The organism is Kitasatospora sp. NPDC097605 (assembly GCF_040302725.1).
Taxonomy (GTDB): Bacteria; Actinomycetota; Actinomycetes; order Streptomycetales; family Streptomycetaceae; genus Kitasatospora.
Genome location: NZ_JBEOSF010000017.1, coordinates 113,975 through 135,710, shown reverse-complemented (window position 1 = coordinate 135,710; position 21,736 = coordinate 113,975). Strand labels below are relative to the sequence as shown.

Here is a 21,736-nt window from a genome sequence, read left to right as displayed (position 1 = left end):
GCAGCGGAGGAGGCCACCGGAGTGATCGGGGGCGCGGGCGGGGTTCCGTGCGGGGGCGAAAATTTGGCATCGTCGACGGGACAGCGCGTGAACGGGCGGGGGAGCCATGACGCAGACGGCCGTGCCACCGCCCACCGTGCGCCGGATCGCGGGCTTCGCCGCGCCCGTCGTGCTGAGCGAGGCCGTCGCCCTCGGGGCGCAGTTCGCCGTGGTGGCGATGCTGGGCGCGGCGGGCGGGCACGCGCTCTACCTGCGCGCGCTCTACACCCCCGTCGGCTTCCTCCTGCTCGCCTTGAACATCGGCCTCTCGGTCGCCCTCCAGGTGGTGGCCGCGCGCGCCGCCGGGGCCGGGCGGCGGGCCGAGCTGCCCGGCCACCTCGCCGCCGCGGCCCGGATCGGCGCGTGCTGCTACCTGGTGTGCGGCGTCGTCGTCCTGGCCGGCGCCGGGCCGCTGGGGGCGCTGCTCGACGTGCCGGCCGCCGACCGGACGCCGTTCCTCGGCTTCCTGGCCGTGATGGTGGTGGTGAACGCGGTCGGCGGGCTGGGCGAGCTGTGCGCGGCGGTGCTGCGCGGCTCCGGCGCGACCGGGCGTGGCCTGCTGCTCACCCTCACCTCGGCGGGCCTGCTGCTGGCCGGGGTCGGCGGGCTGGGGCTCGGGGCGGACTGGGGGCTGGCCGCGCTGCCGGTCGCCGCGCTCGGCGCCGGGGTGGTGGAGGTGCTGCTCGGCGCGGTGCTGCTGCGGCGGGCCGGGCTGCCGGCCCGGCGGACCACCGAGGCGGCGGGCGAGGTGCGGGCCGCGGTGGTGTCCGTCGGGGTGCCGGTCGGCGCGTCGTTCCTGCTGCTCTGCGTCGTCAACCTGGTCATGCTGCGCGTGGTCGCCCCGTTCGGCCCCGGCGCGGTGGCCGGGTTCACGCTCGGCTCGACGCTGCAGAGCGCGGTGATCGTCCCGGCGGTGGGGTTCGGCTCCGCCGTCGCGATCCTGGTCAACCAGGCGGGCGCGGCCGGCGACCGCACCGCCGCCCGGCGGGCCGTGCGCACGGGGGGCCTGCTGACGGCCGGCTGCTACCTGGCCGTGACGGCGGTGCTGTGGACGGCGGGCGCGCCGCTGGCCGCGCGGCTCTCCGCCGACCCGGACACCGCCGGGCAGGCCGTCCGCTTCCTCCAGCTGACCGGGCCGTCGTTCGGCTGCACGGCGCTGGCGCTCACCGCGCTGACCCTGCTGGAGCAGACCGGGCACGGCGTCGTCGCGTTCACCCTCAACGTCGGGTACTTCGGCGCCGTGATCGCCGTCGGCGGGCCGCTGAGCGCCGCCCGGCACTCCACCGACGCGCTGTACCTGACCATGACGGCCGGGGCCTGCCTGGGCGTCGCGGTCTGCTGGACGGTGCTGTGGTGGCTGCTCTACCGGCCGCTGGGCGCTGCCCGGCGGCCGGTGGAACAGCAGGACGTCAGGCCGCCGACAGGCCGAGGCGCTCCAGGCGCTCCGGGTCGGTGAAGATGTTCAGCTCGACGACCCTGCCGCCGCGCACGGTGAACGCCGCGAGCGAGACCGGGCGGCCGTCGACGAAGGTGGCCACCGCCGGCTCGCCGTTGACCAGCACCAGGCGGGACTCCCCGGCGAACTGCGCGCCGAACAGGCTCGCCCCGGCCGCCACCTCGCTCGCGCCGCGCCGGAAGGTGGCCGGCCGCAGGGCGCCGCCGTCGGAGCGGGCCACCACGTCCGGGTCGAGGACGGTGAGCAGCGCGTCGAAGTCCCCGCCCCGGGCGGCGGCCAGGAACGCCTCCACCACCTCGCGGCGCAGCGCCAGGTCGGCGTCCGGCGCGGGAGCGGCGCCCTGGACGCGGCGGCGGGCGCGGCTGGCGAGCTGGCGGGTGGAGGCGGAGGTGCGGCCGAGGATCGGGGCGATCTCGTCGAACGGCACCGAGAACAGGTCGTGCAGCACGAAGGCCAGCCGCTCGGCCGGGGCCAGCGTCTCCAGCACGATCATCAGCGCGATGCCGACCGAGTCGGCCGTCAGGATCTCCTGCTCCGGGTCGATGGCGCGCGCTCCGCCGATGATCGGATCGGGCAGCCGGACCTCCTGGCCGCCCTCGTCCTGCAGCGGGTCCTCGCGCCGGGCGACCCGCGAGCGCAGCAGGTCCAGGCAGACCCGGCCGACCACGGTGGTCAGCCAGCCGCCGAGGTTGACGACCTCGCTGACGTCCGAGCGGCTCAGCTTGAACCACGTCTCCTGGACGGCGTCCTCGGCCTCGCTGAGCGAGCCCAGCATCCGGTAGGCGACCGCCCGGAGATGGGGCCGGTGCTCCTCGAAGCGCTCGGCCAGAAGGTCTTCCCCGTTCATCTGTCACACCCTCGCGTCGGGATCCGTCAGTGCATTGACGGACGTTAACCGGTCCGCGTGACGCCGACGCGGGCGGACCGACCGACTTCTTCAACCGGATCACCGCGGCGATCCGGGAGCCGGCGGGCGCGGCCTGGGACTGAGCCCTCGGCCCGGGACGCGTCGGGGCGCTCAGGGCCGGCGGGGGCCGCGGGCGGACGGGGAGGGGCCGCCGGAGGGGCGCGGGCGCGGCGGACGGGGCGGGCGGGCCGCCCCGAGCGCGGCCTGGCGCCGCTGGATCTCCCGCCAGATCCGCGGCGGGCACGGGCCCTGCGGGTGGTCGGAGAGGAAGCTCCCGTACGGCACCCGGCGCGGCGTCATCCCGATCTCGACCCAGGACGGCTTGCCGGTGCGGTCCCAGCCCTCGTTCTCCATCCGGATGTAGTCGGGGCGGTGGTCCTTGTCCTTGCTGGTGATCTGCAGGACCTCGGCGTACCCGGCCCGGGCCGCCACCACCACGCAGTAGTGCCGTGCCTCCTCGGCGCGGTCCCGGAACGGCACCATCGCCACCCACACCTCCCCCGCCGCCGGACGGGTGACCGTCGCGGTGCGCGAGGAGGCCCGGTCCGGGTCCTGGGCCGACGGCGTCCAGCGGGGCCGGGGAGGCTCCACCGGGTTGCCGGCCCAGGAGCGGACGGCCAGCCGCCACAGCCAGGCGAACACTCCCACCACGAGGCACTGCAGGGCGTAGCCGTTCGCCGCGGCCGGGTCCTGGGCGGCGCCGAAGACCTTCGGCACGAGGTGGGCGCCGACCAGGTGGGCGATCAGCGAGCACGCGGCGGTCAGCACGGCCGCCCGCGCGGGCACCACCCACCGGGCGACGGGGCGGCGGCGCCGGCCCGCGAGCCAGTCCACCAGCAGCGCGACCGCGTAGGCGATGCCGACCAGGATCGCCAGCTGCCCCGGCGTGGTGTGCAGCGGCGGGGTCTGCGCCCGCATCAGGGCGGGGATCACCACCGGCAGGGCGAGCGGACAGCCCAGCAGCACGCAGAACAGCGGCAGCAGGAGGGCGGTCAGGCAGCCCCCGCGGCCGGGCCGCCGTCTTCGCTGCGGAACCGCCGAACTCCCGTACTGGTACGCCATGTTCGCCACCCCCAGCGCGATCGTGCGTCCGGCGCAATGTATCGGAGATCCGGGAGCCGCGGGGGTTGCGGCGATAATCCCGCCATGAGCCGCCCCCGAACCACCTCCGGCCCCGCCCGTGACGCCGGCCGTGACCCCGCCCCCTGGACCGCGTTCGGCGGCGATCTGCACCTCGACCTCGGCGAACGGCGGGCCGCCGGGGCCGGGTTGCGCGCGGCACTGGAGGACGCGCTGCGCGAGGCCGTCCAGGACGGGCGGCTCGCGCCCGGTACCCGGCTGCCGTCCTCCCGGGCGCTCGGCGAGGACCTCGGGATCGCCCGGAACACCGTCGTCGAGGCGTACGGGCAGCTGACCGCCGAGGGCTGGCTCAGCTCGCGGCAGGGCTCCGGGACGACGGTCGCCGAACGCGCCGCGCCCCGGCCCGCCGGCCGGGCCGTGGAGGTCCGGGCGGGCGTGCGCCCCACCGGACGGCACGACCTGCTCGCCGGGCGGCCGGACCTCTCGCTGTTCCCGCGCAGCGCCTGGCTCGCCAGCGCCCGGCGGGCGCTGGCGGTGGCGCCGCACGAGGCCTTCGACTACGGCTCGCCGCTGGGGCGGATCGAACTGCGGCGGGCGCTCTCCGACTACCTGGCCCGGGTGCGGGGCGTGCGCACCGACCCGGACCGGCTGCTGGTCTGCGCCGGCTTCGGCCAGGGCCTCGGCCTGCTGGCCGCCGCGCTGCGCGAGCGCGGGGCGGGGCGGGTGGCCGTCGAGGCGTACGGGCTGCCGCCGCAGCGGGACGCCCTGCGGGCGGCCGGCCTCGGTCTCGCACCGCTGCCGCTGGACTGCTCCGGGGCGCGGACCGACCTGCTGGCGGAGCTCTCGGGCTCGCGATCCGCCGAGCGGGAGGCGGGGCGGCTGGGGGCGGTGCTGCTCACCCCGGCGCACCAGTTCCCGACCGGTGCGGCACTGGCCGCCGAGCGCCGGGCGGCGGCCGTGCACTGGGCCCGCGAGTACGACGGGTACGTGATCGAGGACGACTACGACGGCGAGTTCCGCTACGACCGGCAGCCGCTCGGCGCCATGCAGGCGCTCGACCCGGACCGGGTGGTGTACGGCGGCACCGCCGCCAAGAGCCTCGCGCCCGGCCTGCGGCTGGCCTGGCTGGCGCTGCCCGACGAGCTGGTCGGACCGGTCGCCCGGCTCAAGGCGTCGGCGGACACCATGAGTCCGGTGCTCGACCAGCTCACCTTCGCCGAACTGATCACCTCGGGCCGCTACGACCGGCACGTACGGCGCTGCCGCCTCCACTACCGGCACCGCCGGGACCGGCTGGTCACGGCACTCGCCGAACGGGCCCCGCGGGTGAAGGTCACCGGGATCGCCGCCGGACTGCACGCCGTCCTGCAACTGCCGCCCGGCTCCTCCCCGGAGCCCGAGCTGATGGACCGCGCCCGCGCCGCCGGCCTGGTCCTCACCGGCCTCGGCTGGTACCTCACCGAGCACACCCCGGCCCCGGACGCCGCCCCGTCCCTCGTCGTCGGCTACGCCACCCCCGCCGAGCACGCCTTCCCCGCCGCCGTCGACGCCCTCTGCGAGGTGCTCCGCACGGCCTGACGGGGCCGCCGGGGGGGTGCCTCGGCGGCCGGGGGCGTGGTGGAGCGGGAACTACTTGTTGCGGCTGCCCAGTTCGAACAGGAGGATGATGAAGCCGGCGAAGAGGTGGCCGCCGGCGGTGTAGATCACCAGGCGGTGGTAGACGCGGCGGTTCGCCCACTTGCCGGCGTCTATGGTCTTCGCGGCGCCCTCCTCGTTGGTGTCCGGGACGGACACGGCGGTCGGGGCGGGGGTGGCGGCGGTCTCGGCCATCGGGGTTCTCCTCCGGGTTTCCTGACGTCGGGTCAGTGGTGCGGGGCGGCGGGGCCGCCGCCGAGGCAGAGTTCGCCGCCGGGGCTCTGCAGCAGGGTGTGCATGAAGAGCAGGTCGACCCCGGACGAGGAGTCGGCGGCGATGCAGTGCGGGGTGAGCGAGTCGAAGTGGGCGGAGTCGCCCTCCTCCAGCAGGTGGACGCGTTCGCCGAGGGTCAGCTTCAGCCGGCCCTGGAGGACGTACAGCCACTCCTCGCCGGGGTGGACGCGGACCACGGCGTCCTGCACGCCCGGGGGGACGTGCACGCGCAGCGCCTGCATCGCCCGGCCCGGGGCACCGGTCCTCCGGTAGCCCCAGCCGCCGGCCCGGCCGGGTTCGATCGCACCGCCGCGCACCACCGGGTCCGGCTCGGTGAAGGTCTCGCCGAGCAGGCCGGAGACGGAGGTGCCGTAGGCGCGGGCGAGGCCGAGCAGGACGGGCAGTGAGGGCTGCCGGCGTCCGGTCTCCAGTCGGGACAAGTAGGCTGGGGAGAGACCGACCCTGGCGGCGGCGACCTCCAGCGTGAGGCGGCTGCTGAGCCGGTGGTCGCGCAGCCTGGCGGCGAGACCGGCCACCTCCTGCGTCTCGTGCTCCCCGACGGGGACGGCGGGAGCGGTGGACGCGGTGGCGGGAGCCTCGGGCGGACCGGCTGGGCTGGTGGTCATGTGTCCAGTGGACACCTCGCGTGCCGCACGGGCAATTTTTTTGCCTCACAGGCAAGGGCCGGTGTCGGAGCCCTACGGCCGGGGAATGTTCCTGAGGTTGGACCGCGCCAGATCGATCATCCGGCCGACGCCGCCGGAGAGCACCGTCCGGCCCGCGGCCAGCGCGAAGCCCTTCAACTGGGCGGCGGTGATGTGCGGCGGGATGGACAGCGCGTTCGGGTCGGTGACCACGTCCACCAGTGCCGGGCCGGGCCTCTCCAGCGCCTCCGCCAGCACCTCCCGCACCCGGGCCGGCTCGGTGACCCGCTTGGCCGGGATGCCCATCGCCCGGGCGATCCCGGCGTAGTCGACGTCGCCGTTGTCGATCTCCGACTCGGGGTAGCCGGAGACCAGCATCTCCAGCTTGATCATGCCGAGCGCGCCGTTGTTGAAGACCACCGTCTTGACCGGCAGCCGGTGCCTGGCCACCGTCAGCAGTTCGCCGAGCAGCATCGACAGGCCGCCGTCGCCCGCCATCGCCACCACCTGCCGCCCGGGGAAGGCGAGCTGGGCGCCGATCGCGTGCGGCAGCGCGTTGGCCATCGAGCCGTGCAGGAAGGAGCCGATCACCCGGCGGCGCCCGTTGGGCTGCAGGTACCGGGCGGCCCAGACGTTGTTCATGCCGGTGTCGACGGTGAACACCGCGTCGTCGGCGGCCACCTCGTCCAGCACCGAGGCGACGTACTCGGGGTGGATCGGCAGGTGCTTCTCGATGTCCCGGGTGTACGCGCCGACCACGTCCTCCAGCGCGCGGCAGTGGCGGCGCAGCATGTCGTCGAGGAAGGAGCGGTCGGCCTTCTGCTCCAGCAGCGGCAGCACCGCGCGCAGAGTGGCCGAGACGTCGCCGTGCACGGCGAGGTCGAGGGCGGTGCGGCGGCCGAGCCGGGTGGCGTCGTGGTCGACCTGGACGGTGCGGGCCTGGGGCAGGAAGGAGTCGTAGGGGAAGTCGGTGCCGAGCAGCACGACGAGGTCGGCCGAGTGCAGCGCCTCGTGGCAGGCGCCGTAGCCGAGCAGGCCGCTCATTCCTACGTCGTACGGATTGTCGTACTGGATCCATTCCTTGCCGCGCAAGGAGTGTCCGACCGGCGCGTGCAGGACGCCCGCGACCTCCATCACCTCGGCGTGCGCCGCACGCACACCGGCGCCGCAGAACAGCGCGACCCGGCGCGCGGCGTTGAGCGCCCGGCCGAGCTCCTGCACCTGGGACCAGGGCGGGGCGGCGACGGCCTGCTCGGTGAGGAAGTGGCCGACGCCGGTGGGGTTGGCGGCGGAGAGCGCGGCGACGTCGCCGGGGAAGGCCAGCACGGAGACGCCGCGGGCACCGAGGGCGTGCTGGACCGCGACGCGCAGCAGGCGGGGCAGCTGGCCGGGGGTGGAGAGCATCTCGCACCAGCCGCTGCAGTCGGTGAACACCCGCTCGGGGTGGGTCTCCTGGAAGAAGCCGGTGCCGATCTGGCCGGAGGGGATGTGCGAGGCTAGGGCGAGGACGGGGACGCCGCTGCGCTGGGCGTCGTAGAGGCCCTGGATGAGGTGGGTGTTGCCGGGGCCGCAGGAGCCGGCGCAGACCACGAGGCGGCCGGTCAGCTCGGCCTCGGCGGCGGCGGCGAAAGCGCCGGCCTCCTCGTTGCGGACGTGCACCCAGGCGATGCCCTCCGCCCGGCGGATCGCGTCCACCACGGGGTTGAGGCTGTCACCGACCACGCCGTAGACCCGTTCCACCCCGGCCTGCCGGAGCACCGCCACCATCTGCTCGGCCACACTCACCACGGGAATCTCCTGACGCCGGGGACGCGCGCCGGACACGCGACACCAGCACCCTCCGCCGGCGGCGGGCCGCTCGCAGCCGGAGCGGGCCGAACGGGTGAGGGGTGGGGACGGCCTCCGGCCGGGCGAGGGGGCACCGGGCGGGAGCGCGAGGGGGCGCCCCCGGGCGGGAGGGCGCCCCCTGGGCGGCCGCGGCGCGCGCTACTCGGCGGCGAGGTGGTCGGGGCCGGAGGTGATGCGGCCGGCGGTGAGGCCGGCCTGGGCCTGGCGGCGGGCCGGTGCGCGGCCGGGGGGCTGGCTGCAGCGCTCCTGGGCGGGCGGGGTGGTGGTCGGCACCGAGACCGGGCGGCCCGCCTTCACCTGGACCGTCTCGCCGTCGTGCCGCAGATGGATCACCTCGCCGCGGCGCAGCGTGTACGTGGTCTCGTCGTGGTCGATCCGCACCCCCAGCAACTGCCCGCGGACCAGCAGCGAGAAGCTGAGCCGCATGATCCCGGTGGGCAGCCTGGGCCGGAACCAGAGCACCTCCCCGTGGTCGCGCAGCCCGCCGAAGCCGGCCACCAGGGCGATGCAGGCCCCGGCGAGCGAGGCCATGTGCAGGCCGTCCCGGGTGTTGCCGCCGAGGTCGTGCAGGTCCATCAGGGCGGCTTCGGCGGTGTAGTCGTACGCGAGGTCGAGTTGCCCCACCTCGGCGGCGATCACCGCCTGGGTGCAGGCGGAGAGCGAGGAGTCGCGGACGGTCAGCCGCTCGTAGTAGGCGAAGTTGCGGGCCTTCTGCTCGTCGGTGAAGGCGTCGCCGCGGACCTGCATGGCGAGCACCAGGTCGGCCTGCTTGACCACCTGCTTGCGGTACAGGTCGAAGTACGGGTAGTGCAGCAGCAGCGGATAGTTCTCCGGCGGGGTGTTCTCGAAGTCCCACACCTGGTGGTCGGTGAAGCCGTCGGCCTGCGGATGGACGCCGAGGTTCTCGTCGTACGGGATGAACATCGCGGCGGCGGCGTCCCGCCAGGCGGCGGTCTCCTCGGTGTCGACGCCGAGCCGGGCGGCCTCGCGCGGGTGGCGGGCGGCGGCCTCCGCGGCGGCGCGCAGGTTCGTCTGCGCCATGAGGTTGGTGTAGACGTTGTTGTCCGCGACCGCGCTGTACTCGTCCGGGCCGGTGACGCCCTCGACGCGGAACCGGCCGACGGCGTCGTGGTGGCCCAGCGAGCGCCACATCCGGGCGGTCTCGACGAGCAGTTCGAGCCCGTACTCGCGCTCGAACTCGGCGTCTCCGGTGGCCCGGACGTAGCGGGCGGCGGCGGCCGCGATGTCCGCGCCGATGTGGAAGGCGGCGGTGCCGGCCGGCCAGTAGCCGGAGCACTCCTCGCCGCGGATCGTCCGCCACGGGAACACCGCGCCGGCCAGGCCGAGTTGGACCGCCCGGTCGCGGGCCAGCGGGAGCGTGGTGTGCCGCCAGCGCAGCGCCTGGTTGACGGCGGCGGGCAGGCAGTAGGTGAGCACCGGCAGCACGAAGGTCTCGGTGTCCCAGAAGCTGTGCCCGTCGTAGCCGGGGCCGGTCAACCCCTTGGCGGGGATGGCGCGTTCCTCGCTGCGGGCGCCGGCCTGGAGCACATGGAAGACGGCGAACCGGACGGCCTGCTGGAGTTCGACGTCGCCCTCGATCTCGACGTCGCTGGTGTCCCAGAACTCCTTGAGGAAATCGGTCTGTTCGGCGACCAGGCCGTCCCAGCCTGTGTACCGGGCGGCGGTCAGCGCGGCCTCCACCTGGTCCCGGACGGCCGGCAGCGAGCGGGTCGCCGACCAGCCGTAGGCCATGAACTTCACCAGCCGCAGCCGCTCGCCCGGGTTCAGCACGGTGGTGACGCTGATCCGGCAGTGGTCGGCCTCCGCCTCGGCGACGGTGTCCAGCCGCTCCGGGCCCTCGATCACGTGGTCCATGCCGGCCGCGACCCGGATGCCGCTGTACCGGGTGCGGTGGACCAGCACCGCCTTCGTGCCGCTCGCGTGGTTGGCCTCGGCGAGCAGGGGGGCCTCCAGCACGGCGGCGGCCCGCGGGTCGCCCTCGGGGCCGCCGGGCAGCTGCTCGTTGGCGACCAGCTCGCTCTGCAGCACGATCCGCACCGGGCCGTCCACCGCCTCCACGGTGTACTCGACGGCGGCGACGGCCCGTTGGGTGAGCGAGACCAGCCGGGTGGAGTCGACCTTGATGGTCCGCCCGGCCGGCGAGGTCCACTCGGCGGAGCGCCGCAGCAGGCCCTCGCGGAAGTCCAGCCAGCGGCGGTGGCTGACCAGTTCGCCGTAGCGCAGGTCGAAGGGCTCGTCGTCCACCAGCAGCCGGATGATCTTGCCGTTGGTGACGTTGATGACGCTCTGGCTGGACTCCGGGTAGCCGTAGCCGCCCTCGCCGTACGGCAGCGGGCGCAGCTCGAAGACGCCGTTGAGGTAGGTGCCGGGCAGGCCGTGCGGCTCGCCCTCGTCGAGGTTGGCGCGCAGGCCGATGTGGCCGTTGGAGAGCGCGAAGACGGACTCGGCGCGGGCCAGCGCGGTGAGGTCCAGGCCGTGTTCGGCGATCTGCCACGGGTCGACGGCGAAGGGCTGCTCCTGCCGCTCCTGGCGTTCCTGGCGCTCCCTGCGCTCGTGACGCTCCTTGCGCTCCTGGCCGGTCATGCCGTCCCCTCCTCGGGGTGGTCCGGGATCAGCTCGGCGAGGTCGCGGACGACCACGGTGGCACCGTCGCGGCGCAGTTCGGCGGCCTGGCCGGTGCGGTCCACGCCGACCACCGCGCCGAAGCCGCCCGCCCGGCCGGAGGCCACCCCGGCCAGCGCGTCCTCGAACACGGCGGCGTGCGCCGGCTCGACGCCCAGCGCCCGGGCGGCGGCCAGGTAGGTGTCCGGCGCGGGCTTGCCCGGCAGTCCCTCGCGCTTGGCGACCACGCCGTCCACGATCACGTCGAAGAAGCCCTCGATGCCGGCCGCGCGCAGCACGTCCCGGCAGTTGGCGCTGGACGAGACGACGGCGGTGGGCAGGCCGAGCGCGCGCAGCCGGCGCACATAGGCGACCGAGCCGTCGTAGGGGGCGACGCCCTGCTCGCGGATCATCCGCAGCACGGTGTCGTTCTTGGCCCGGCTGACGCCGTGCACGGTGCGGGAGCCCGGCGGGTCGGCGTCGGTGCCCTCGGGCAGGTCGATGCCCCGGCTGTGCAGGAAGGCGCGGGTGCCGTCGAGTCTCGGCCGCCCGTCCACGTGGGCGTCGTAGTCGGCGACGGCGTCGAACGGGGTGAACGGCCCGCCGGTGCGGGCGGCTTCGGCCCGCAGGAAGGCGTCGAAGGTGTCCTTCCAGGCCGCGGCGTGCACCGTGGCGGTCTGGGTGAGCACCCCGTCGAGGTCGAAGAGGAAAGCGCGGATGTCGTCCGGTAGCCCCAGCATGGGTGCAGTCTTACCCGTCCGCGCGCGGCGTACCGCCCATTCCCGGCGGCGCGTCGCGGGAAGGGGCGGTCCGTCGGCGGTGGCGGGGGCTCAGGGCGAGTCCGGGGTGGAGGTGACGGCGAAGGCGGCGCCCTGCGGGTCGCGCACCACCGCCATCCGCCCGGCCTGCATGTCGAACGGCGGCTGGATCACCGAGCCGCCCGCCTTGACCAGGGCGTCCACGGTGGAGTCGGTGTCGTCCACGGAGAAGTAGGCCATCCAGTGCGAGGGCGTGCCCGGCGCCAGGTACTCGGCGACCGGCTGCATGCCGCCCACCGTGTGGTCGCCGACGTTGAGCGAGTAGAAGCCCTCCATGCCCTGGATGGTGCCCGGGCGCAGGCCGAACGCCTGCTGGTAGAACCGGCCGGCCGCGTCGGTGTCGGTGGTGTTGAGCTCGTTCCAGACCAGCGCGCCGGGCTCGTTGACGATGCCCGCGCCGATGAAGTCCAGCTTCTGCCAGACGCCGAACACCGCGCCGGTCGGGTCCGCGGCGACCAGCATCCGGCCGGTGCCGCCGACCTCCATCACGGGGAACACGATCGTGCCACCGGCACCGGCGACGGCCTGCGCGGCGGCGTCGGCGTCGTCCGCGGCGAGGTAGGTGGTCCAGCCGACCGGCGGCAGCGGCTGCCCGTCCGGGGCGGAGCGCGCCATGATCCCGGCGACCGGCTTGCCGTTCAGCGAGCACACGGAGTAGCCGCCGTACTCGGGCGGGCCGACCTCGCCCTGCCAGCCGAACAGGTCGCGGTAGAAGTCGAGCGCGGCCTGCTGGTCGCTCGCGGTCAGGTCCACCCAGCAGGGGGTCCCGGGCTTGTACGGTGCGGTGACTACGGGCATTCCTGGGCCTCCAAGCGATGGTCGTCCGCCGGGCCGGCCGCCGGGGGCGCGGGCCGTCCGGCCGCGCGGCCGGACGGCCGTACACCGCCCACGATCGCCGTGCCTCCGCGATCCCGCCACCGGACGGCGTCCCGGCGGGTCGCCGTCCGCCGGGCGGTCACCGGCGGGGGCGCCGGCGGTCACGGCGTGTGGCGGCGGCCGCCCTCGGTGAAGAGCGGCTGCGGCTTGCCGCTCTGCGCGTAGTCCTTGAGCCGGACGAGCAGCTGCGCCCAGGTACCGGCCACCATCGGCACGCCCTCCTCGCTGCCGGGCTGCCAGCCGCCGTGCCGCAGCAGCAGCCGGGTGCGGTGGCCGGGCTCGCCCCGCTCGTCGGGGCGGTCGGCGAGGTCCCAGCTGATCCAGGTGCCGGCCCAGTGCGGCGGGAAGGCCCCGGCGTTCGTCCACACCACCCGGTCGGGCCCGGTGCGCTCGCGCCGCAGCCGGTACGGCTCGGGGACGCCGGGGAAGCCGAACAGCAGCACGTCGTCCTCCCGCTCCACGTCGGTGGTCCACCAGGAGGTCAGCCCGTCGTGAGTGGTCAGCGCGGCCAGGACGACGGCGCGCGGAACGGCGATGTCGAGCTCCAGGGCGATCTCGGCCATGGTTCCGCCTTTCGGGCCTGCTGCTCCCCCCGGGCGTGTCCGACAGGCCCACCATGGCACGCGCCCGGAGGCGGCGCGCCCCGGGCCCGGCGGGCACGCCGATCAGCCCTAGGAGATCTTCTCGCAGATGTCGTCGTCGGCCGACCGGGCCTCGTCGGTGACGCTGCTGGGCAGCGGGGCGGGCGTGGCCGGGGCGGCCGAGGAGCCGCCGGCGGTGCTCGGGGAGGCCGCCGCGCCGTTGGCCGCCGCGAAGTCCTTGCCGACGATCACGGTGATCCCCGCCGAGCTGCCGGACTCCACGACCGCACCGGGGAACAGTGCGGCGACCTTCTCGGCGTTCGCCTTCTGTCCCGAGCCGTACTGGACCATGGTGGTCGTGTACTTGAGGTTCTTCGCCGGGCCCACCGCAGTGGCGGTGAACTTGGCCGCCTTGAGCTGCTCGGCCGCCTTGGTGGCCAGGCCGGTGCCGGGGGTGCCGGAGTAGACGGACACCTTGACGTCCTTGTTGGCGGTGTCGGCCGCGAGCGGGGAGGCGGAGGTGGCCGGGTCGGCCGCCGGGGTCGGCGCGGCCGCCTCCGGGGGCTGCTCACCGGTGGCGTTCTGGCCGTCGATGGTGCGGTCGGCCTTGAGGGTCTCCCAGAGCCTGTCGACGCCCGGCGACACCAGCTCCAGGTTCTCCTTGTGGAAGCGCCAGGGCGGGGTGACGAACTTGATGTCGTGCAGGTCGATGTTCTTCAGCGAGAGCGCGAAGGACATCAGCTTGTCGACGGTGTTGAGCCCCTCGTCGACCCGGAGTGACTTGGTGGCGGCGTCGGCCAGCGGCAGCAGGTTGGTGGGGCTGAGTCCGCGCTGCTTGACCGCGCTGATCATCGAGCTCAGGAAGGCCTGCTGACGCTTCATCCGGCCGATGTCCGAGTTGTCGCCGAGGCCGTGCCGCAGCCGGACGTAGTCGAGGGCCTTCTGGCCGTCCACCTTCTGGCGCCCGGCCGGAAGGACCACATCGCCCCTCCGGCCGAGGTTCGGGTTCATGTCGCCCTCGTAGATGGCCTTGGGCAGGCAGACGTCGACGCCGTCCACGGCCTTGGTCATCGAGGCGAAGCCCTGGAAGTCGACCACCATGGTGTGGTCGATCCGGATGCCGGTGAGCTTCTCCACGGTGTTCTGGGTGCAGGCGGGGTTGCCGTCCTCGGCGTTCCCGGTGGAGAAGGCGGCGTTGAAGATGACGTTCTCGCCCTTGACCTCCTTGGACCACTTCCCGTCCGGCTTCTTGCAGGGCGGGATCGTCACCAGGGCGTTGCGCGGTATGGAGATGCCCACGGCGTGCTTGTGGTCCGCGTAGACGTGCAGCAGGATCGTGGTGTCCGAGCGGGCACCGGAGGTGTCGCCGCCGCCGAGGTCGGAGTTGTTGCCGCCGCGGCTGTCCGAGCCGATGAGCAGCATGTTGACCGGCTTGTTGCCATTGGCGTCGGCTTGCGCCTCCGGCGGGCGGTCGGGGGCTATCGCGCCCGGGTCGATGGTCTTGATGTTGCCGTTGAGCTTGAAGTAGATCACGCCGCCGGTACCCGCCAGCAGGACGAGCACGCCGGCGGCGGACCAGGCGACGATCTTCTTGGCGCCCCACTTCGGCTTGCGCGCCGCCGCCCTGGCCGCGGCGCGGCCGCCGGGTGCCGGCGCGGCGGCCGCGGGTGCGCTCGGCTTGCCCTGGGCGGCCCGGCGTGCCTCGGCGCGACCGCCCGGGCGGGGCGGGGGGACAGCGGCGGCGCTCGTGTCGTCACCGCGGGCCGGACCCTCGCTCCGCTGACCTGACATGCGTGAACCTTTCACCGCCGGACGCCGCGCCCCCCTGCGTCCGGACGCGTTGCACACAAAGAGACGGTCGGGAAAGCCCCGAGGTTGCACATACGACGGTCGCAATACCCTACGAACGCCCCCGAGATGACATCCCCCACGGCCCCCACGACAGGCCTCTCGTCCCCCGGGAAGCCAACTCTCAGATCATACAAACCGATGATCCGGCCGAATCGTTCCGTGCTGCGGAGGCGGCCCGGCGGCACTCCGGGAACGACGGAGGCCCGGGTCGGAGGTGGTCCGGCCCGGGCCTTCGTGCCGGTGGGGCGCCAGGGGCTCGAACCCTGAACCTACGGATTAAAAGTCCGCTGCTCTACCCATTGAGCTAGCACCCCGACACCGTGGACATCATGCCAGACCGGGCCGTCCCGTGCGGCCGAATACGGCCCGGCGGACGGGGCCGTGGACGGGGCTGCGAGGGCGCGCCGGCGGGGCGGCGGACGGACGTGATCCGGGTCACTTTCCGGGGGCCTTGGCCCGGCGGCGGACGCGTGTCACTATTTCTGCACGCCCACCCTGCCCAAAACCCGTTCCGGGGGCAGGGGTTGAGTGTCGCAGCCGCCGGTCCGCGCAGGTCGGACCAGGTCCGCGGCCGACACGAGCACCGGTTCCCCCTCAGTAGTCCGCCACCCGCCCGAGCCGCGGCGTGCGCGGGGGGACGTCCACACACGCACGCCACGACTGCACAGTGGAGGAAGCATGTCGGAAAGCGCCTTCCTGGAGAACTTCTACGCGGCCATCGAGGGAACCGCCCGCGTGGTGGACGTGCCCTTCGAGCGCGACACGGTCTGGCCGGTGCTGACCGCCTACCGGGACGTGCTGGAGGAGTCGGTGATCTCCTTCCGGGTGCAGAACAGCCCGCGCGGCACCGATGACCTCGACTGCCGGTTCACCATGCTCCCCCGGGGCCTCGACCCGTACGCCGTCGCGCTGGCCAACGGCCTCACCGAGGGGACCGGCCACCCCGTCGGCCGGCTGCTGGCCGAGGTGCACGGCGAGCTGCCGATCACCAGCTGCGGCGTGGACTTCGGGGTCCGCGCCGGGTTCACCAAGGCGTGGTCCTTCCCCACCGTCGAGCGGCTGCTGACGGTCCGCGAGGTGATGGCGCTGCCGTCCGCGCCGGAGAGCATCGGCACCCACCTGGACGTCTTCGACCGCTACGGGCTGTCCGACATCGTCAGCACGGTCGGCATCGACTACGGCAGCCGGACCGTCAACCTCTACTTCGGGGGCGGCGCCTCCGGCCGGGTGCCGCGGGAGACCTTCGGGCCCGAGGGCGTCCGCTCGATGCTCGACGAGATCGGCCTGCCCGGGCCCAGCGACGAGCTGCTGGCGTTCAACGAGAAGGCGTTCGTCATGTACGCCACGCTGAGCTGGGACGCCCCGGAGATCTCGCGGATCACCTACTCGGTCATGACGCCCGAGCCGCTGGCGCTGCCGGTCACCGTCGCCCCGCAGATCGAGCGGCTGGTGAAGGAGGCCCCGTACAGCACCGAGGGCCGCAACTTCGTCTACGGCGTCACGGTCACGCCCAAGGGGGAGTACCACAAGATCCAGTCGTACTACCAGTGGCGGCCGCCGGTCGAGAAGATGCTGGTCGCCGAGAGCTAGGGTCCGACAACTCCCGCCCGGGGCCTGCCGGGGACCGCGCGGCGGTCCCCGGCGGGCCCTTCGCCGTTCCGGCGCGCGGCCCCGCCACCGCCCGCCACCGGATTCCTTCCTTCCGAGAACCCTGGATGAGCGATCTCCATGCAGAAACGACACGGGGAGCTGAGTTCGTTGTCCCTACCCGCCGCAGCCGAGGGGCTGCCGGAGCAGCGCGGCGCCCGCCCGGTCGGCACCGGCCGGGCCCGGGCCAAGGCCATCGTGCTGGGCGAGCACGCGGTGGTCTACGGAGCCCCGGCGCTCGCCCTCCCGGTGCCGCAGCTGGCCGTCACGGCCACCGCCGGGTACTCCGCGCAGTCGCCCGCCGACCCCGACACCTTCTCCCTCACCATGACCGGCGACCGGGCCCGGCCGAAGGCCACCCAGGCCTCCCACGGACTGCACCGGCTGACCGCCGAGTTCCGGGCCGTCCTGGGCGTGCCCGACAGCCTGCACCTCGACGTGATCATCGACTGCGCGATCCCGGTCGGCCGCGGGCTCGGCTCCAGCGCGGCCTGCGCCCGGGCGGTGGTGCACGCGCTGGCCGACCTCTTCGAGCGCGAGGTGACGCCCCGACTGGCCTTCGACCTGGTGCAGACCGCCGAGAACGTGGCGCACGGGCGGGCCAGCGGCGTCGACGCGATGGCCGTCGGCGCGAGCGCCCCGCTGCTGTTCCGGGCCGGCCGGGCGCGGGAGCTGCCGATCGGCTGCGAGGGCCTGTTCATCGTCGCGGACAGCGGCGTCGCGGGCCGCACCAAGGACGCCGTCGAGTTGCTGCGCCGCGGTTTCGGGGACCGTCCGGGCGCCCAGGAGGCCTTCGTACGCCGGGCCACCGAGCTGACCGACACCGCCCGGCGGGCGCTCGCCGAGGGCCGGCCGGAGCAGCTCGGCGCCCGGCTCACCGACTACCACGAGCTGTTGCGCGCCGGCGGGCTGAGCACCGACCGGATCGACGGGATGGTCGGGGCCGCGCTGGCCGGCGGCGGCCTCGGCGCCAAGATCACCGGCGGTGGGATGGGCGGCTGCGTGATCGCGCTGGCCCGGGCGGAGCAGGCGGCCGAGGTCACCCGCCGGCTGCTGGCGGCCGGCGCCGTCCAGACCTGGTCGGTGCCGTTCGGGAAGCGGGCCGGCCATGACCGTTGAGCAGCCGGTCGCCGTGCCCGGCCACCCGGCCGCCGCCGGGGACGCCACCGCCGTCGCGCACCCGAACATCGCGTTGGTCAAGTACTGGGGCAAGCGGGACGAGCGGCTGGTCCTGCCGTGGACCGACAGCCTCTCGCTGACCCTGGACGTCTTCCCGACCACCACCCGGGTGCGGCTCGCCCCCGACGCGGCGCAGGACGCGGTCGCCCTCGACGGCGTCCCGCTGGACGGCGAGCCCCGGCGCCGGGTGGTCGCCTTCCTGGACCTGGTCCGCGAGCGCGCCGGACTGCCGCTGCGGGCCGTCGTGGAGACCCGCAACACCGTGCCCACCGGCGCCGGACTGGCCTCCTCCGCGAGCGGGTTCGCCGCGCTGGCCACCGCCGCCGGCGCCGCGTACGGGCTCGGCCTCGACGCCACCGGGCTCTCCCGGCTGGCCCGGCGCGGCTCCGGCTCGGCCTCCCGGTCGGTCTTCGGCGGCTTCGCCCTCTGGCACGCCGGGCAGCCCGGCCACGCCGACCCCGACCTCGCCTCGTACGCCGAGCCGCTGGCGGTGCCGGTGCGCGCGCTGGACCCGGCGCTGGTGGTCGCGGTGGTCGACGCCGGGCCCAAGGCGGTGTCCAGCCGGGAGGCAATGCGCCGCACCGTCGACACCTCGCCGCTGTACCGGCCGTGGGCCGCCTCCAGCCAGGCCGACCTGGCCGAGATGCGGGAGGCGCTGCGCCGCGCCGACCTCGACGCGGTGGGCGAGGTCGCCGAGCGGAACGCGCTCGGGATGCACGCCACGATGCTCGCGGCGCGGCCGGCGATGCGCTACCTCTCGGCGGCCACGCTGACCGTGCTGGACACCGTGCGGGAGCTGCGGCGCGGCGGGGTGGCGGCGTACGCCACGATGGACGCCGGACCGAACGTCAAGGTGCTCTGCCGGGGCGCGGACGCCGAGCGGGTGGCCGCGGCGGTGCGCGGGGCCGTCGGCGCCGGCGCGGTGCACATCGCCGGGCCGGGACCGGGCGCCCGGCTGCTGGACGCGGGCCCGGGCCCGGGCGTGAACCCGGGCGCGGACGCATGACCGCCGGCCGTCCGCCGGTGGTGCGCAGCGCGCCGGGCAAGCTGTTCGTCGCGGGCGAGTACGCGGTGGTGGAGCCCGGCGGCGCGGCGGTCCTGGTGGCGGTCGACCGCTACGTCACCGCCACCGCCACCGAGCCCGCCGCCGGCCCGGGGGTGCTGCTCTCCTCCGACCTCACCGCCGCGCCGGTGCGCTGGCGGTGGCGGGCCGGCCGGCTCGACCCGGTCGGCGCGGCGGACCCCGCCCGGGCCCGCCGCGAGCTGGCCCATGTCGTCGCCGCGGTCGAGACGGTCGCCCGGCTGCTGGCCGAACACGGCCTCCCGGCGCCCGAGCTGGAGCTGGCGATCAGCAGTCGACTGCACGAGAACGGCGTCAAGTTCGGCCTGGGGTCGAGCGGCGCGGTGACCGTGGCGACGGTCGCGGCCGTGGCCGGGTACGCCGGCCTGGCGCTGTCCGCCGAGGAGCGGTACCGGCTGGCCCTGCTGGCGTCGGCCGGCCTCGACCCCAGGGGCTCCGGCGGCGACCTCGCGGCCGGCACCTGGGGCGGCTGGATCGCCTACCGGTCGCCCGACCGGGCCGCCGTGCTCGGCCTGGCCCGCCACCGGGGCGTGGCCGAGGCGCTGACCGCGCCCTGGCCGGGCTTCGCGGTGCGCCGGCTGCCGCCGGTGCCCGGCCTGGCGCTGGAGGCCGGCTGGACCGGAACCCCCGCCTCCACCGCGGACCTGGTGGCGGGCCTGGACCGGCGCGCCCCGCGCGGCACGGCCGCCCACCGCCGGTACGCGGCCGCCGCCGAGGACTGCGTACGGGCCGCCGCCGAGGCGTTCGACCGGGGCGACCCGCCGGCGCTCCTGGACGCGGTCCGGCGCGCCCGGCGGGAGTTGGCCCGGCTCGACGACGAGGTCGGGCTGGGCGTCTTCACGCCCGCCCTGACGGCGCTGTGCGACGCCGCCGAGGCCGTGGGCGGCGCCGCCAAGCCCTCCGGCGCCGGGGGCGGCGACTGCGGCATCGCCCTGCTGGACACCGCGGGGCACGGGCCGACGCAGCCGCCGGACATCGACCAGTTACGGGAACGGTGGGCCGCGGCCGGGGTGCGAGCCCTGGCGCTGCGTCCCGCCCCGGAAGGGAACGAGGAATGATCTCTCAACGCAAGGACGACCACGTCCGGCTCGCGGTCGAGCAGCAGCACGGCCACGTCGGGCGCAACCAGTTCGACGAGGTGTCGTTCGTCCACCACGCCCTGGCCGGGACCGACCGGCCGCGGGTGTCGCTGGCCACGACCTTCGCCGGCCTCTCCTGGCCGGTCCCGCTGTACATCAACGCGATGACCGGCGGCAGCGAGATGACCGGCCGGATCAACCGCGATCTCGCGATCGCCGCCCGGGAGACCGGCGTGCCGATCGCCTCCGGCTCGATGAGCGCGTACTTCAAGGACGAGTCCTGCGCCGGCACCTTCAGCGTGCTGCGCGAGCAGAACCCGGACGGCTTCGTGCTGGCCAACATCAACGCCACCGCCTCGGTGGAGCGGGCCCGGCGCGCCGTCGACCTGCTGGCGGCCGACGCCCTGCAGATCCACGTCAACACCGTCCAGGAGACGGTGATGCCGGAGGGCGACCGCTCGTTCTCCGCCTGGGTGCCGCAGATCGGCAGGATCGCGGCCGGTGTGGACGTCCCGGTGATCGTCAAGGAGGTCGGCTTCGGCCTCAGCCGGGAGACCGTGCTGCTGCTGGCCGAGCTGGGCGTGCGGGTGGCCGACCTCGGCGGCCGGGGCGGCACCGACTTCGCCCGGATCGAGAACGGCCGGCGCGACCTGCGCGACTACACCTTCCTGGAGGGCTGGGGCCTGTCCACCGCCGCCTGCCTGCTGGACGCGCAGGGCGTGGACCTGCCCGTGCTGGCCTCCGGCGGCGTGCGCCACCCGCTCGACGTGGCCCGGGCGCTGGCGCTCGGCGCCCGGGGCGTCGGGGCCTCCGGCACCTTCCTGCGCACCCTGATGGACCAGGGCGTGGACGCCCTGGTCGCCCAACTCGCCACCTGGCTCGACCAGCTGGCGGCACTGATGACCATGCTCGGGGCGGCCGCCCCGGCCGACCTGACCCGCTGCGACCTGCTGATCCAGGGCTCGCTGCGCGAGTTCTGCGCCGACCGCGGCATCGACACCGCGCCGTTCGCCCGGCGCTCCGCCGCCGCGGCCGACCACCTCACCGGAGGCACCCGATGACCGACGAGCACGCCGTCGCCGGCGTCCCGATGCGCTGGGTGGGACCGGTGCGCATCTCGGGGAACGTCACCAGCACCGAGACGCACGTCCCGCTGGCCACCTACGAGTCCCCGCTCTGGCCCTCGGTGGGCCGGGGCGCCAAGGTCTCCATGCTCGCCGAGCGCGGCATCGTGGCCACCCTGGTCGACGAGCGGATGACCCGCTCGGTGCTGGTCGAGGCGACCGACGCGCAGACCGCGCTGGCCGCCGCCCGCACCGTCGAGGCGCGCCTCGACGAGCTGAAGGAGGTGGTGCGCGGCTGCAGCCGGTTCGCCGAACTCGTCGGCGTGCGGCACGAGATCAACGCCGACCTGCTGTTCCTCCGGTTCGAGTTCACCACCGGCGACGCGTCCGGGCACAACATGGCGACGCTCGCCTCGGACGTACTGCTGCAGCACCTGCTGCGCACGGTGCCGGGGATCTCCTACGGCTCGATCTCGGGCAACTACTGCACGGACAAGAAGGCGACCGCCGTCAACGGCATCCTGGGGCGCGGCAAGAACGTGGTCACCGAACTGCTGGTGCCGCGCGAGGTGGTCACCGGCGTGCTGCGCACCACGGCGGCGAAGGTCGCCCGGCTGAACGTCCGCAAGAACATGCTGGGCACCCTGCTGGCCGGCGGCATCCGTTCGGCCAACGCCCACTTCGCCAACATGCTGCTCGGCTTCTACCTGGCCACCGGCCAGGACGCGGCCAACATCGTCGAGGGCTCGCAGGGCGTGGTGATGGCCGAGGACCGCGACGGCGACCTGTATTTCGCCTGCACCCTGCCGAACCTGATCGTCGGCACGGTGGGCAACGGCAAGGGGCTCGCCTTCGTGGAGACCAACCTGGCCCGGCTCGGCTGCCGGGCCGACCGCGAGCCCGGCGAGAACGCCCGCCGGCTGGCCGTGATCGCGGCGGCGACCGTGCTCTGCGGCGAGCTGTCGCTGCTCGCGGCGCAGACCAACCCGGGCGAGCTGATGCGCGCCCACGTCCACCTGGAGCGCGGCAACGCGCCGGAGAAGGTCGGGGTGTAGC

General features: G+C 74.9%; 18 protein-coding genes and 1 tRNA gene. 8 read left to right on the top strand and 11 right to left on the bottom strand.

The window, feature by feature from the left end; genetic code table 11:
* The first annotated feature begins 106 nt into the window (after positions 1 to 106).
* Positions 107 to 1,495 carry an MATE family efflux transporter gene (locus ABTX81_RS20765; protein ID WP_350547773.1) on the top strand — a complete coding sequence of 463 codons (1,389 nt, stop codon included), beginning with the start codon at positions 107 to 109 and terminating at the stop codon, positions 1,493 to 1,495.
* Here the strand turns inward: ABTX81_RS20765 and ABTX81_RS20760 are convergent.
* Complete coding sequence (locus ABTX81_RS20760; RefSeq protein WP_350547771.1) at positions 1,449 to 2,342, bottom strand: sigma-70 family RNA polymerase sigma factor; 894 nt, start codon at positions 2,340 to 2,342, stop codon at positions 1,449 to 1,451. The two genes, ABTX81_RS20765 and ABTX81_RS20760, sit on opposite strands and share 47 nt — an antisense overlap.
* Positions 2,343 to 2,513: 171 nt before the next feature.
* Positions 2,514 to 3,464, bottom strand: a complete 951-nt coding sequence (locus ABTX81_RS20755; RefSeq protein ID WP_350547770.1) for a hypothetical protein — start codon at positions 3,462 to 3,464, stop codon at positions 2,514 to 2,516.
* An 84-nt stretch (positions 3,465 to 3,548) separates the two neighbouring features.
* Between ABTX81_RS20755 and pdxR the strand changes: the two genes are divergently transcribed.
* Entirely contained in the window at positions 3,549 to 5,060 is a 1,512-nt protein-coding gene (gene pdxR, locus ABTX81_RS20750; protein WP_350547768.1) for a MocR-like pyridoxine biosynthesis transcription factor PdxR, read from the top strand.
* Positions 5,061 to 5,111: 51 nt separating this feature from the next.
* Here pdxR and ABTX81_RS20745 read toward each other — a convergent pair whose 3' ends face one another.
* The 9 genes from ABTX81_RS20745 to ABTX81_RS20705 form a co-directional block, all read right to left on the bottom strand.
* Positions 5,112 to 5,312, bottom strand: a complete 201-nt coding sequence (locus tag ABTX81_RS20745) for a DUF6126 family protein (protein WP_350547766.1) — start codon at positions 5,310 to 5,312, stop codon at positions 5,112 to 5,114.
* Positions 5,313 to 5,344: 32 nt separating this feature from the next.
* On the bottom strand, positions 5,345 to 6,016 hold the full coding sequence (locus ABTX81_RS20740; protein WP_350547764.1) for a helix-turn-helix domain-containing protein: 672 nt from the start codon (positions 6,014 to 6,016) through the stop codon (positions 5,345 to 5,347).
* A gap of 72 nt (positions 6,017 to 6,088) precedes the next feature.
* Positions 6,089 to 7,801 (bottom strand): pyruvate dehydrogenase, encoded by a 1,713-nt coding sequence (locus ABTX81_RS20735; protein WP_502892821.1) that lies wholly within the window; start codon positions 7,799 to 7,801, stop codon positions 6,089 to 6,091.
* 219 nt (positions 7,802 to 8,020) lie between these two features.
* Positions 8,021 to 10,486, bottom strand: a complete 2,466-nt coding sequence (locus ABTX81_RS20730) for a glycoside hydrolase family 65 protein (protein WP_350547762.1) — start codon at positions 10,484 to 10,486, stop codon at positions 8,021 to 8,023.
* Positions 10,483 to 11,244 (bottom strand): HAD family hydrolase, encoded by a 762-nt coding sequence (locus ABTX81_RS20725; protein WP_350547760.1) that lies wholly within the window; start codon positions 11,242 to 11,244, stop codon positions 10,483 to 10,485. Before ABTX81_RS20725 ends, ABTX81_RS20730 begins: the two co-directional genes overlap by 4 nt.
* A 90-nt stretch (positions 11,245 to 11,334) precedes the next feature.
* Complete coding sequence (locus ABTX81_RS20720; RefSeq protein WP_350547758.1) at positions 11,335 to 12,120, bottom strand: VOC family protein; 786 nt, start codon at positions 12,118 to 12,120, stop codon at positions 11,335 to 11,337.
* A 179-nt stretch (positions 12,121 to 12,299) separates the two neighbouring features.
* The gene (locus ABTX81_RS20715) at positions 12,300 to 12,761 is read right to left on the bottom strand and encodes an SRPBCC family protein (protein WP_350547756.1); all 462 of its coding nucleotides are present in this window, start codon (positions 12,759 to 12,761) and stop codon (positions 12,300 to 12,302) included.
* A gap of 108 nt (positions 12,762 to 12,869) precedes the next feature.
* Positions 12,870 to 14,570 carry an LCP family protein gene (locus ABTX81_RS20710; RefSeq protein WP_350547754.1) on the bottom strand — a complete coding sequence of 567 codons (1,701 nt, stop codon included), beginning with the start codon at positions 14,568 to 14,570 and terminating at the stop codon, positions 12,870 to 12,872.
* Between the two features lie 301 nt (positions 14,571 to 14,871).
* A tRNA-Lys gene (locus ABTX81_RS20705) sits at positions 14,872 to 14,944 on the bottom strand.
* A gap of 364 nt (positions 14,945 to 15,308) precedes the next feature.
* On the opposite strand from ABTX81_RS20705, the gene ABTX81_RS20700 reads away from it, so the two are divergent.
* The 6 genes from ABTX81_RS20700 (at position 15,309) to ABTX81_RS20675 (ending at position 21,735) form a co-directional block, all read left to right on the top strand.
* Positions 15,309 to 16,220, top strand: coding sequence for an aromatic prenyltransferase (locus ABTX81_RS20700; protein ID WP_350547753.1), 912 nt, complete (start codon positions 15,309 to 15,311; stop codon positions 16,218 to 16,220).
* A gap of 168 nt (positions 16,221 to 16,388) precedes the next feature.
* Positions 16,389 to 17,396 carry a mevalonate kinase gene (gene mvk, locus ABTX81_RS20695; protein ID WP_350547751.1) on the top strand — a complete coding sequence of 336 codons (1,008 nt, stop codon included), beginning with the start codon at positions 16,389 to 16,391 and terminating at the stop codon, positions 17,394 to 17,396.
* Positions 17,386 to 18,462: a diphosphomevalonate decarboxylase gene (gene mvaD, locus ABTX81_RS20690; protein ID WP_350547749.1), complete on the top strand. Its 1,077-nt coding sequence runs from the start codon at positions 17,386 to 17,388 to the stop codon at positions 18,460 to 18,462. The genes mvk and mvaD overlap by 11 nt, the downstream gene beginning before the upstream one ends.
* Positions 18,459 to 19,595 (top strand): phosphomevalonate kinase, encoded by a 1,137-nt coding sequence (locus tag ABTX81_RS20685; RefSeq protein WP_350547747.1) that lies wholly within the window; start codon positions 18,459 to 18,461, stop codon positions 19,593 to 19,595. Before mvaD ends, ABTX81_RS20685 begins: the two co-directional genes overlap by 4 nt.
* Positions 19,592 to 20,677 carry a type 2 isopentenyl-diphosphate Delta-isomerase gene (fni, locus tag ABTX81_RS20680; protein WP_350547745.1) on the top strand — a complete coding sequence of 362 codons (1,086 nt, stop codon included), beginning with the start codon at positions 19,592 to 19,594 and terminating at the stop codon, positions 20,675 to 20,677. Before ABTX81_RS20685 ends, fni begins: the two co-directional genes overlap by 4 nt.
* Positions 20,674 to 21,735, top strand: coding sequence for a hydroxymethylglutaryl-coenzyme A reductase family protein (locus ABTX81_RS20675; RefSeq protein ID WP_350547743.1), 1,062 nt, complete (start codon positions 20,674 to 20,676; stop codon positions 21,733 to 21,735). The genes fni and ABTX81_RS20675 overlap by 4 nt, the downstream gene beginning before the upstream one ends.
* The last annotated feature ends 1 nt before the right edge of the window (position 21,736 follow it).